The following is an 11,187-nucleotide window of genomic DNA, read 5'->3' as shown; positions in this document are numbered from 1 at the left end:
GCGCGGCCGTGCGCACGGTTTGCCGCCTGCCGCGGTACCAGCAGAAAGCGGGACCCTGACAGCCCCGCCGGTCACTCATCCGCAGCAATAGCAGACGTTGCCCTGTCCCAGGTCGCCTCCAAACTCCGGGCATTCGGCCTTGCAGGCCCACGCACTGCACGATTCGGTCTTCGGTTGTGCGTTATCGACTGCCATCACCTGGAACGCACCGAAACCGGTACTGGCCAGAAAGGTCGCCGCCATCAACGCACTGCGCAAGGTCCCCAAACGCTTCTTCATGGATCACTCCTTCACCGTTGCAAAAGCCGCTGGCGCATCCGTGCGGCGCAATGCGGCGACCAGGTCCTGCACCCGCTCCGTGGTATCGAAAACGCCAAGATGGGAATGGCGCACGCGCCCCTGCCCATCGATGGCCAGCAGCAGCGGCACGTTGCGCGCGCGGAACAGCATCAACGCGCGACGATCGGTCAACGTGACCACCGGGAAATCGAAGCCGTGCACATGCGCATAGCGTGCGGCCTGTGTCGCATCGCATTGGCATACGCCCAGCAACTGCGGGCGACCAGCCGCGTTGGCCTGCAATTGCCGCGCTGCGTGCACCACCGTGGGTGCAGAGCGCCGGCAATACGGGCAGGTCGTGGTGAAAAAGAACAGCACCTGCGCCGGCCCTTGCGGGACACCGAGCGTGCGGCGTTGGCCTTGGGTATCGGTCACCTCGATGCGTGGCACATACATGCCGTCGTACGGCGCGCTGACGCGGGTCTGCAACCATTGCTGCTGGGTACGCAGCTGTTTGTTCTGCCACGCCAGCACCGCAATCAGTGCGCACGCCACCAGCAAGCCGATCCAGCGCCAGGGAACACGTCGCGCCATGCCAGCTCCAGAAGCCGCGTTGGAACCCGAGCCTTGCCCAGGCATCAGCGGATGGTCAATGGTGATATCGACAACTGCGATGCTGCGCGGTGTGTGGTTGTGGATGCGATCACACCCCCGCGCTTGGGCTTGCCAGCGATGGAGCGGCCGATATGCCGGGTTTGCGCAGGGTTGCCGACCGGTCAGCAGTGCGTTGTGTGTGCAGACGTGCAGCGTGGTCATGTGCGGTGCCGTGCAACGTCTTGCGTGGCATGCACGTCCCTGCCGGATGTTCGGTCAGTCAGGGCAGTGTCTGACTGCGGTAAGGTGCGTCGCCCGCTGGAATTCACGCATCCCGATGCCTTCTCATCTCTCCCTGCTGGCTGCGGCCGCATGCCTGATGCTGACAGTGTTGCAAACTGCCTCTGCTGCTGCGCCTGACCGTGCCGAGCGTAATGGCGCTGTCCCGAGCTGCACTGCCGATGTCTATAGCTGTCCGTCGTGGATGCCATCGCAGCGTGAGATGCGCACCGTCATTGCCGCTTACTTCTGCGCCGCCGCCGACCGCGGACTGGTCAGGCCGCACGTGAGTCGCGTGGTGCGTGCGGAAACCTCGCAAATCACCTGCGCGGCACTCGGTCCGCAGCCGGGTTCCAATTTCGTGTGCGGGGGCGAGATGCATTTCGTTGGCCCCGACGACGAGCGCATGGATTTCATTACCTTCAGCCCGACCATGCACCGTCAGGACGATGGGCGCTATGCGATCTACGAAGGCGAGGACGACACCGGGAACGCGATCTGGCAGGTGCCGCCCCCGCAAAGCGCGTCCAAGGTCTGCTCCGGCCAGCCACTGCGCTGATTGCCGTGCGTGGACTCGCCCATGTGTGGCGCTTGGCTGCGGCGATCGCCCGTGCCGACGCAGGGCGGCCGATGAAACGGCCAGGCGAGCGGTTGCCCATCGCGTGCGGGCGATGCCGATCGCATCGTGTTTGTATGCAACGCTGACGCGAAGCGAATGACAACCGGTTGCATACAGTTGCCGGATCAATGCGGACCAGCTCCCTGACGACACGGCCGATGCGATGCAGACGCAGCGTGCCCCGGCTGCGATGCGATGCAGGCAGCCGTGCTGCCTGTCGCGCTCAGTCTTCTTCGGGCGGTGGCAGCACGATGCCGTCGGCATCGATGGCGAGCTTGCCGGCCATCAGCACCGCCTGGGTGCGGTTGGTGACGCCGAGCTTGCGCAGGATCGCGGTGACGTGCGCCTTGATGGTGGCCTCGGACACGCCCAGATCGTAGGCGATCTGCTTGTTGAGTCGCCCCGCGCCGAGCATCTGCAGCACGCGGAATTGTTGCGGGGTGAGATCGCGCAGGCGCTGGCCCACTTCGCGTTCTTCGCTGTCGGTCGGCGGCAGGTTTTGCGCTTCGGCCGGAATCCAGCGCTCGCCATCGAGCACCGTGGCCAGCGCGCGGCCGATGGTGTCCGAATCGGCGGACTTGGGAATGAACCCGAACGCGCCATGGTCGATCGCACGCCGCATCACCGTGGGTTCTTCGCGCGCCGACACCACCACCACCGGCAACTGCGGATGCAACGAACGCATGTGCACCAACGCACTGAAACCCTGCGCGCCGGGCATGTTGAGATCCATCAACAACAGATCGGCATCCGGTTGCGCATCGGCCAGGGTGTACAAGGCGTCCACCGTGTCGGCCTCGAACAACTGCACCCCCGGCATCACGCGCTGCACTGCCCCGCGCAAGGCCTCACGGAACAGGGGATGGTCGTCGGCGATCAGCAGGGTGGTCATTGAGGGGCCGGGAATCGGGAGTGGGGAATCGGGAATCGCAAAGGCAACAGCGAAGGGCACGGCAAGCAACAGCAAAACGACGACAGCGAGGCAACGGCGAAATCGGTGTGACGGGTTTGATAAATCAAAGGTCCGGAGTGGTGAGGAATGGGCCGGGGGACCGCTTTGACGAACCCCAATCCCGACGCTTCACTCCCCGCTCCTCAGGGAACCGCCCTAACGATTCCCCACTCCCGATTCCCCATTCCCGACGCGCGTCAGCGCGTCAACCGCTCACTTACCAACGAATCCACCACCGACGGATCGGCCAGGGTCGAGGTGTCGCCGAGCTGGTCGGGGGCGTTCTCGGCGATCTTGCGCAGGATGCGGCGCATGATCTTGCCCGAGCGCGTTTTCGGCAGGCCCGGTGCCCACTGCAGGTGATCCGGGGATGCGATCGGGCCGATCTCCTTGCGCACCCAGCTCACCAGTTCCTTGTGCAGTTCCTCGCTCGGCGTCTCGCCGGCGATCAAGGTCACGTAGGCATAGATGCCCTGGCCCTTGACGTCGTGCGGGAAGCCGACCACCGCCGCTTCGGCGACCTTGGGGTGCGAGACCAGCGCGCTTTCCACTTCGGCGGTGCCGATGCGGTGGCCGGAGACGTTGATCACATCGTCCACGCGGCCGGTGATCCAGTAATAGCCATCGGCATCCCGGCGGCAGCCGTCACCGGTGAAGTAGCTGCCCGGGTAGGTGCGGAAATAGGTGTCGATGAACCGCTGATGGTCGCCATAGACCGAGCGCATCTGGCCCGGCCAGGAGTCCAGCAGCACCAGGTTGCCTTCGGTGGCGCCTTCCAGGATCTTGCCTTCGGCATCGACCAGCGCCGGTTGCACGCCGAAGAACGGCAGCGTTGCCGAGCCGGGCTTGAGATCGACCGCGCCGGCCAGCGGCGAAATCAGGATGCCGCCGGTTTCGGTCTGCCACCAGGTATCCACGATCGGGCAGCGGCTGTCGCCGACCACTTCGTAGTACCAGCGCCAGGCTTCCGGATTGATCGGCTCGCCGACGCTGCCGAGCAGGCGCAGGCTCTTGCGCGAGGTCTGCTTGACCGGCGCTGAGCCGTCGCGCATCAGTGCGCGGATCGCGGTGGGCGCGGTGTAGAAGATGCTGACCTGGTGCTTGTCGATCACTTCCCAGAAGCGCGACACGGTCGGGTAGTTCGGCACGCCTTCGAACATCACTGCTGTGGCGCCGTTGGCGAGCGGACCGTAGACGATGTAGCTGTGGCCGGTGACCCAACCCACGTCGGCGGTGCACCAGTAGATGTCGTCCTCGCGCAGGTCGAACACCACTTCGTGCGTGTAGCTGGCAAACAGCAGGTAGCCGGCGGTGGTATGCAGCACGCCCTTGGGCTTGCCGGTGGAACCGGAGGTGTAGAGGATGAACAACGGATCTTCCGCGTTCATGCGCTCGGGTTCGCATTCGGCCGGCTGACCGTCGACCACATCATGGAACCAGCGATCGCGCGGCGCCTGCATCTCCACCGCGCCGCCGGTATGCCGCACCACCAGCACCGTTTCCACGGTGGTGGTGCCGGGAATTTTCAGCGCCGCATCCACGTTGGCCTTGAGCGGAATCTTCTTGCCACCGCGCAGGCCTTCGTCGGCGGTGATGATCAGCTTGCTCTGGCAGTCGATCACGCGGTCGGCGATCGAGTTGGCGGCGAAGCCGCCGAACACCACCGAGTGCACCGCACCGATGCGCGCGCAGGCAAGCATGGCCACGGCCGCATCGACGATCATCGGCAGATAGATGGTGACCCGGTCGCCTTTCTTGACGCCGAGATTGCGCAGCGCATTGCCGAGCTTGCACACGCGCTCGTACAACGCGCGGTAGGTGACCGGGTAGGACGCGGCGTCGGGGCTGTCGGGTTCGAACAGCAGCGCGGTCTTGTCGCCGCGCGTGGCCAGCTGGCGGTCCAGGCAGTTGACGCTGGCGTTGAGCTCGCCATCGCCGAACCAGCGGATACGGAAGTCGTCCAGCGCGTAGCTGACGTCCTTGACCTGGGTGGGTTGCTTGAACCAGTCCAGCCGCTGCGCGGCCTTGCCCCAGAACTGCTCGGGGTGTTCGATCGATTCGCGGTACAGCGCTGCGTACTGCTCGCGCGTGACGCGCGCATCGGCGGCGAACGCGGGATCGACGGGATAAAGATCAGCCATGGCACCCTCACTTGCGATGAACTTGTCGGAAGAGGGCGCGACGGCCGCCCTCGGTAGACAGTCAGTGTGCCGCATCCATTCTGTCCCGGCGGCCAACGACGACTTAGACGATGGTCGTAACCGCCAGGCGGCCGTGCCGCAAAATCATTGCAGGCCTGATGCGGCGATCGGTGGCGGTTGTCCAATGCTGCGCTGCAGCTTCGACCAAAGGACAATAGGCTCACACGCGTGGACTGCCGCACGCTCCGCACAGCATCGCCATCTAGCGCGAAGCGTTCATCGGGGAGAGGGGTCCATGAAACACCGTACTGCATCGTTGGTGCGCCATCCGTTGGCGGCTGCCTTGTTTGTCGCCAGCATTCTGCCGGGCGTGGCGTTTGCGCAAACGCCCAAGGAAAAGGCGCTGGAAGCGCGTATTGCCGAGTTGGAGCGTCAGGTCCAGCTGCTGGTCTCCGCGCAACAGCAACAGCAGGGCCAGATTGCCCAGACCCAGACCCAGGTCACCGAGGTGCGCGCTGCACAGGTGCAGGCACCGGTCGCCGCTGCGCCTGCGCTGCCGGCCGGCAAAAAGCCGATCCAGCTGACCAGCATCACGCCCAACGCGGTGCCTGGCACCACGTTCCGCTACAGCGGTTTCATCAAGGCCGACTTCCTGACCACCCGCACCGGGGACGGCCAATTGGCCGAGGGTGCGGTGGGACGTTATCTGTACATCCCGGTGCAGACCCCGGTCGGTGGCTCGCCTTCGAGCACCGACACCGACTTCCACGCCAAGTTCTCGCGCTTCGGCCTGGGCGTGGATACCGTCACCGAAAACGGCGACAAGCTCACCGGCTTCATCGAAATGGATTTCTTCGGCAATGCGCTGGCCAACCAGGTCAACAACCTGTACGGCAGCACCTTGCGCCACGCCTACGTGAGCTGGAACAACTGGCTGGCCGGCCAGACCTGGTCCAACTTCATCGATGCCTCGATCCTGCCCGAGGCGGCCGACATCGTCGGGCCGACCGACGGCGCGCTGTTCAGTCGCCAGACCCAGATCCGCTACACCCGTGGTGCCTTTAGCGTGTCGGCCGAAAACCCCGAGACGCTGACCACGCCGTACCAGGGTGGCAACACCATCCTGGCCTCGGATCATGGCGCGATGCCGGACCTGACCGCCCGCTACAACTGGAAGGGCGATTGGGGCACATTCGGTCTGTCGGCCATTGCACGCCAGTACCGCACGCGCAGCGCCTTGACCAACGACACCGATTTCGGCGGCGCCATTGCCGGCGGCGGTCGCTGGATCATCAACTCGAAAAACGATCTGCGTTATCAGCTCAGCTACGGCGAAGGCCTTGGTCGCTATCTGGGCCTGGGCAACGGCCCGGACGTGGAGATCGATGTGGACGGCAAGATCCAGACCATCAGCACCGTGGCAGGCTGGTTGGCATGGCGGCACGACTACACCTCCAAATTGCGCAGCACGATCATGTATTCGCGCGTCGACTACGACCGTGATGCGGTCAACTCCGGCCAGCTTGCGACGACCTCGCAGCAGAGCGTGCGCGCCAACATCTTCTACTCGCCGTTGCCCAAGGTCGATGTGGGTGCGGAGTTGATGTTCGGACGTCGCGAGATCGAAAACGGCGACAGCGGCGACATCTCGCGCCTGCAGTTCACCACCAAGTACACCTTCTAATGTTGCCGCCGGCGATGCATCCCGCTGCGGCGGGACAGGCATCGCCACTTTCGCTCTACCAGGAGACAGACAATGACCGTCTCGAATGACGCACTGATCGCCAAGATCGATGCCAATCCGAAGTACCACGCACTCAAGCGCCAGCGCAACGTGCTGGGCTGGACACTCACCGCCCTGATGCTGCTGGCCTATTACGGCTACATCGGCCTGATCGCTTTCGACAAGGCGTTCCTGGCCAAGCCGATCGGCGATGGCGTGACCTCGGTCGGCATTCCGATCGCGATCGGGGTGATGGTGTTCACCATCATCATCACCGCCATCTACGTGCGTCGCGCCAACAACACCTACGACCAGCTGACCGCGCAGATCCTGGAGGAAGCCCGCAAATGAGCAAGACTTCGCGCCTTCTCCTGATTGTGGCCGGCCTGCTGCCGGCCGGCCTCGCGCTGGCCGCCGGTGGCGACATGGGCCAGGTCGACAAGCAACCCACCAACTGGGTGGCGATCGCCATGTTCGGCTTCTTCGTGCTGGGCACCTTGTGGATCACCAAATGGGCGGCGGCCAAGACCAAATCGGCCTCTGACTTCTACACCGCCGGCGGCGGCATCACCGGCTTCCAGAACGGCCTGGCGATCGCGGGCGACTTCATGTCGGCGGCCTCGTTCCTGGGCATTACCGCGGCGGTGATGGCCAACGGCTACGACGGCCTGATCTATGCGATCGGCTTTCTGGTCGGCTGGCCGATCCTGACCTTCCTGATGGCCGAACGGCTGCGCAACCTCGGCAAGTACACCTTCGCCGACGTGGCCGGCTACCGCTTCGCGCCGACCGCGATCCGCAGCTTTGCCGCATCGGGCACGCTGGTGGTGGTGCTGTTCTATCTGATCGCACAGATGGTCGGTGCCGGTGCGCTGATCAAGTTGCTGTTCGGCCTGGACTACTGGGTCGCAGTGACCCTGGTCGGCGTGCTGATGATGGTCTACGTGCTGTTCGGCGGCATGACTGCCACCACCTGGGTGCAGATCATCAAGGCGGTGCTGCTGCTGACCGGCGTGACCTTCATGGCCGTGGCGATCATGTGGCACTTCAACTTCAGCTTCGAGGCGCTGTTTGCCGAGGGCGTGCGGGTGAAGACGGCGATCGCGGCCAACGGCGGGGCATCGCCTGAAGACGCCGCCAAGGCGGGCCTTGCGATCATGGGGCCGGGCGGTTTCGTGAAGGACCCGATCTCGGCGATCTCCTTCGGTATGGCGCTGATGTTCGGTACCGCCGGCCTGCCGCACATCCTGATGCGCTTCTTCACCGTTCCCGATGCCAAGCAGGCACGCAAGTCGGTGCTGTGGGCCACCACCTGGATCGGCTACTTCTACATCCTGATCTTCATCATCGGCTTCGGCGCGATCGCACTGGTGCTGACCAACCCGCAGTTCGCCGATGTCGCCACCGGCACCATCCACGGCGGCAAGGGCGCGGCCAACATGGCGGCGGTGCTGGTCGGCAATGCAGTGGGCGGCAACGTGTTCATGGGCTTCATTTCGGCGGTGGCCTTCGCCACCATCCTGGCGGTGGTCGCAGGTTTGACCCTGTCCGGTGCCTCGGCGGTGTCGCACGACCTGTACGCCACGGTGATCAAGAAGGGCAATCCGGCGCCGGGTTCCGAGCTGAAGGTCTCGCGTGCCACCACCCTGGTGCTGGGCGTGATCGCGGTGCTGCTGGGCATCGTGTTCGAGAAGCAGAACGTGGCCTTCATGGTGTCGCTGGCGTTCGCCATCGCCGCCTCGGCCAACTTCCCGGTGCTGATCCTGTCCTTGCTGTGGAAGAACTGCACCACGCGTGGCGCGGTGGTCGGCGGCTTCATGGGCCTGATCTCCTCGCTGGTGCTCACGGTGCTGTCGCCGTCGGTGTGGGTGGACACGCTGGGTAACGCGGCCGGTTCGGCGCCGTTCCCGTACACCTCGCCGGCGCTGTTCTCGATGACGATTGGCTTTGTCGGCATCTGGCTGTTCTCGGTGCTGGATCGCAGTCCGCAGGCGGCCAATGAACGCGCCGCGTTCAAGGCCCAGCAGATCCGTGCCGAAACCGGCCTGGGTGCCAGCGGTGCATCGGGTCACTGAGGTAGCGATCCATCGCGGATGCGATCGCAACACGCCGGCCATGTGCCGGCGTGTTGCGTTGTGGGCACCGCGCCGGAGCGTGCTGACCAAGTGGTCCAGGACAGGATTGCCGCGCCGTGCCTGGGGTGGCGCGTTACCATTGGCGGTTTGAACCACGGTCCGCGCCATGAAAATTGCCTCCTGGAACGTCAATTCGCTCAACGTGCGCCTGCCGCATCTGCAACAGTGGCTGGCGGCGTTCATGCCGGACGTGGTCGGCATCCAGGAAACCAAGCTGGAAGACCACAAGTTTCCCGATGCGGCGCTGGCCGCGCTGGGCTATCGCAGCGTGTTCTGCGGGCAGAAGACCTACAACGGCGTGGCGATCCTGTCGCGTTCGCCCGCGCTGGACGTGCAGATGGGCATCCCCGGTTTCGACGACGTGCAGCAGCGCGTGATCGCGGCCACCGTCGATGGGGTGCGCATCGTCAATCTGTACGTGGTCAATGGCCAGGACGTCGGTACCGACAAGTACGCCTACAAGCTACGTTGGCTCGCTGCGGTGCACGACTGGCTGGCGCAGGAACTGCAGCGGTATCCGCAGCTGGTGGTGCTGGGTGATTTCAACATCGCCCCGGACGCGCGCGATGTGCACGACGCCACGGTATGGAACGAGCACCATATCCTTACCTCCACCGCGGAGCGCGCGGCATTGGAAAAACTGCTGGCGCTGGGTCTGCACGATGCGTTCCGCCTGCATCACGACGCTGCCGAGCAGTTCAGCTGGTGGGATTATCGCCAGGCCGGGTTCCGGCGCAATCTGGGCCTGCGCATCGACCTGACCCTGGTGTCGGAGGCCTTGCGCAGCCGAGCAGTGGAAGCGGGTATCGATCGCGAGCCGCGTACCTGGGAGCGTCCCAGCGATCATGCACCGGCATGGGTGCGTTTGGCAGAGGCGAGTGCATGAGCGAGCGGCATCTGCGGCACAGCACGCACAAGATAGGCGAGGTGACGCTCGGGCTTGTGCATCGGTTGAGTTGTCACTGCGGCGCGGTGCAGATCGATCTGGAGCTGCCGCACGGCCTGCTCGATCCACGCCGCTGCGATTGCTCGATGTGCCGCCGACGCGGTGCCATCGTTGCCTCGGTCGCGCTCGATGGCCTGCATGTGCTGCAGGGCGAAGACGTGCTGCAGCTGTATCAGTTCAATACGCATGCCGCCGCACATTATTTCTGCAGCGTGTGCGGTATCTATACCCATCACCGACGCCGGTCCAACCCCAACGAATACGGCTATAACGTCGGCTGCCTGGATGGCGTCAATCCGTATGCGTTGAACATCGCCGTGCCGGTGGAAGACGGTGTCCACCATCCGGCCGACCGCGTTCCGGCCGATGGCTGAAACGACAACGCCCGGGCAAGCCCGGGCGTTGTGTGACCCGCCGTGCGCTTGGATCAGCGCAAGCGACCACGCGTGAACAGATTGACGATTGCCAGCAGGATCACCGCACCCACCAGCGACCACACGAAGGTCCACAACGTGATGGCCTGGTTGATGCCGCCGCCGAACAGGAAGCCCGCGATCAGCGCGCCGACGATGCCGACCACGATATTGAGGATGATGCCTTGCTGTGCGTCGCGACGCATGATGATGCTGGCAAGCCAACCCACGATGCCGCCGACGATCAACCAGATGATGATGCCCATGTTGTCGATCTCCTCATGTCAGTGCACCGGGAGTGGTGCATGGGCGCCATTCAACGCAGGCCGGCGTGAAGCAGCCGTCGCGTGCGGTTCGGCACGCTGGCGACGGTTCGGCTTGGTGCAGGCGGCGTGACAGCGCACACGAGCTGGCGGATCGGCCCGGTGCAGGTGTGGCTGCGCCCGCACCGGCATGGCGAGCGCGGCGAACCGCAGGCGCGGCAACTGCTCGGCCCCGCGTTGGGCATCGCGCCGGAACAGCTGCCTGTGCAGCGCGATGCGCGCGGGCGACCCTCCCTGCAGCCGGCCTTGCCGCAGCACGACGCCGGCTGGAGCCACAGCGGCGACTATCTGCTGGTCGGGCTTGGCGAAGGCGTGCGGCTGGGGGTGGATCTGGAGCGGATTCGCGCCCGCCCGCGCCTGCTGGAGATCGCGCAGCGCTTTTTCCACGCCGATGAAATCGCGTTGCTCGCCACGCTGGAGCCGGACGCACAGCAGGCGGTGTTCTTCCGCCTGTGGTGCGCCAAGGAAGCCTTGCTCAAGGCGTACGGCCACGGCCTGTCGTTTGGCTTGCATCGGCTGGCCTATGCCGTCGGGCCCGACGGTGCATTGCACTTGCAATGGTGCGACCCGGAGCTAGGCCAGGCTGCGCTCTGGCAGGTGCACGAATGGTGGGCCGCACCGGATTGCCGCGCGGCATTGGCGTTTTATCCGCTGGCAGTCGGCTGAGGGCCGCAGGCGAAGACTGCATTGGTCGCCAGTGCGGTGGCTGCCCGGGATCTGCCTGTACCGCGCGGACTGCGTTTCTTTGCCCTCCGACCTGGCTGCACGTCGCTTCGTGTTGGG

The 11,187-nt window shown here is 64.9% G+C and carries 12 protein-coding genes; 7 read left to right on the top strand and 5 right to left on the bottom strand.

Features of this window, described 5'->3' with window-relative positions; genetic code table 11:
- Window positions 1-75 precede the first annotated feature (75 nt).
- Both GGR62_RS03200 and GGR62_RS03195 read right to left on the bottom strand, forming a co-directional pair.
- Window positions 76-279, bottom strand: coding sequence for a hypothetical protein (locus GGR62_RS03200; RefSeq protein WP_184406527.1), 204 nt, complete (start codon window positions 277-279; stop codon window positions 76-78).
- 3 nt (window positions 280-282) lie between these two features.
- Complete coding sequence (locus GGR62_RS03195) at window positions 283-846, bottom strand: TlpA disulfide reductase family protein (RefSeq protein ID WP_184406622.1); 564 nt, start codon at window positions 844-846, stop codon at window positions 283-285.
- Between the two features lie 529 nt (window positions 847-1,375).
- On the opposite strand from GGR62_RS03195, the gene GGR62_RS03190 reads away from it, so the two are divergent.
- Window positions 1,376-1,711 (top strand): hypothetical protein, encoded by a 336-nt coding sequence (locus tag GGR62_RS03190; protein WP_260305391.1) that lies wholly within the window; start codon window positions 1,376-1,378, stop codon window positions 1,709-1,711.
- Between the two features lie 283 nt (window positions 1,712-1,994).
- On the opposite strand, the gene GGR62_RS03185 is transcribed toward GGR62_RS03190, so the two are convergent.
- Both GGR62_RS03185 and acs read right to left on the bottom strand, forming a co-directional pair.
- A complete protein-coding gene (locus tag GGR62_RS03185; RefSeq protein ID WP_016901792.1) occupies window positions 1,995-2,663 on the bottom strand; it encodes a response regulator transcription factor in 669 nt (222 codons plus the stop codon).
- 257 nt (window positions 2,664-2,920) lie between these two features.
- Window positions 2,921-4,864 carry an acetate--CoA ligase gene (gene acs, locus GGR62_RS03180; protein ID WP_184406525.1) on the bottom strand — a complete coding sequence of 648 codons (1,944 nt, stop codon included), beginning with the start codon at window positions 4,862-4,864 and terminating at the stop codon, window positions 2,921-2,923.
- A 295-nt stretch (window positions 4,865-5,159) separates the two neighbouring features.
- On the opposite strand from acs, the gene GGR62_RS03175 reads away from it, so the two are divergent.
- The 5 genes from GGR62_RS03175 to GGR62_RS03155 all read left to right on the top strand — a co-directional run bounded on the left by GGR62_RS03175 (window position 5,160) and on the right by GGR62_RS03155 (window position 10,042).
- Window positions 5,160-6,548 (top strand): DcaP family trimeric outer membrane transporter, encoded by a 1,389-nt coding sequence (locus GGR62_RS03175; protein ID WP_184406524.1) that lies wholly within the window; start codon window positions 5,160-5,162, stop codon window positions 6,546-6,548.
- Window positions 6,549-6,620: 72 nt separating this feature from the next.
- Window positions 6,621-6,938, top strand: a complete 318-nt coding sequence (locus GGR62_RS03170) for a DUF485 domain-containing protein (RefSeq protein ID WP_184406523.1) — start codon at window positions 6,621-6,623, stop codon at window positions 6,936-6,938.
- On the top strand, window positions 6,935-8,662 hold the full coding sequence (locus GGR62_RS03165) for a cation acetate symporter (RefSeq protein ID WP_184406522.1): 1,728 nt from the start codon (window positions 6,935-6,937) through the stop codon (window positions 8,660-8,662). The genes GGR62_RS03170 and GGR62_RS03165 overlap by 4 nt, the downstream gene beginning before the upstream one ends.
- 166 nt (window positions 8,663-8,828) lie before the next feature.
- Window positions 8,829-9,608, top strand: coding sequence for an exodeoxyribonuclease III (gene xth / locus GGR62_RS03160; RefSeq protein ID WP_184406521.1), 780 nt, complete (start codon window positions 8,829-8,831; stop codon window positions 9,606-9,608).
- Window positions 9,605-10,042 (top strand): GFA family protein, encoded by a 438-nt coding sequence (locus GGR62_RS03155; protein ID WP_184406520.1) that lies wholly within the window; start codon window positions 9,605-9,607, stop codon window positions 10,040-10,042. Before xth ends, GGR62_RS03155 begins: the two co-directional genes overlap by 4 nt.
- Window positions 10,043-10,095: 53 nt before the next feature.
- Here the strand turns inward: GGR62_RS03155 and GGR62_RS03150 are convergent, their stop codons facing one another.
- Window positions 10,096-10,347 carry a GlsB/YeaQ/YmgE family stress response membrane protein gene (locus tag GGR62_RS03150; protein WP_101364965.1) on the bottom strand — a complete coding sequence of 84 codons (252 nt, stop codon included), beginning with the start codon at window positions 10,345-10,347 and terminating at the stop codon, window positions 10,096-10,098.
- 126 nt (window positions 10,348-10,473) lie between these two features.
- Between GGR62_RS03150 and GGR62_RS03145 the strand changes: the two genes are divergently transcribed.
- Window positions 10,474-11,070, top strand: coding sequence for a 4'-phosphopantetheinyl transferase superfamily protein (locus GGR62_RS03145; RefSeq protein ID WP_184406519.1), 597 nt, complete (start codon window positions 10,474-10,476; stop codon window positions 11,068-11,070).
- The last annotated feature ends 117 nt before the right edge of the window (window positions 11,071-11,187 follow it).

The sequence above is a fragment of the Xanthomonas sp. 3075 genome (assembly GCF_014197275.1).
Taxonomy (GTDB): domain Bacteria; phylum Pseudomonadota; class Gammaproteobacteria; order Xanthomonadales; family Xanthomonadaceae; genus Xanthomonas; species Xanthomonas campestris_B.
This window is presented reverse-complemented; position numbering and strand designations above follow the sequence as displayed.

Coding starts and splice junctions, on each gene's coding strand:
- GGR62_RS03150 (WP_101364965.1), bottom strand. CDS start 10,347: ATGGGCATCATCATCTGGTTGATCGTCGGCGGCATCGTGGGTTGGCTT.
- GGR62_RS03170 (WP_184406523.1), top strand. CDS start 6,621: ATGACCGTCTCGAATGACGCACTGATCGCCAAGATCGATGCCAATCCG.
- xth (WP_184406521.1), top strand. CDS start 8,829: ATGAAAATTGCCTCCTGGAACGTCAATTCGCTCAACGTGCGCCTGCCG.
- GGR62_RS03200 (WP_184406527.1), bottom strand. CDS start 279: ATGAAGAAGCGTTTGGGGACCTTGCGCAGTGCGTTGATGGCGGCGACC.
- GGR62_RS03165 (WP_184406522.1), top strand. CDS start 6,935: ATGAGCAAGACTTCGCGCCTTCTCCTGATTGTGGCCGGCCTGCTGCCG.
- acs (WP_184406525.1), bottom strand. CDS start 4,864: ATGGCTGATCTTTATCCCGTCGATCCCGCGTTCGCCGCCGATGCGCGC.
- GGR62_RS03185 (WP_016901792.1), bottom strand. CDS start 2,663: ATGACCACCCTGCTGATCGCCGACGACCATCCCCTGTTCCGTGAGGCC.
- GGR62_RS03190 (WP_260305391.1), top strand. CDS start 1,376: ATGCGCACCGTCATTGCCGCTTACTTCTGCGCCGCCGCCGACCGCGGA.
- GGR62_RS03155 (WP_184406520.1), top strand. CDS start 9,605: ATGAGCGAGCGGCATCTGCGGCACAGCACGCACAAGATAGGCGAGGTG.
- GGR62_RS03175 (WP_184406524.1), top strand. CDS start 5,160: ATGAAACACCGTACTGCATCGTTGGTGCGCCATCCGTTGGCGGCTGCC.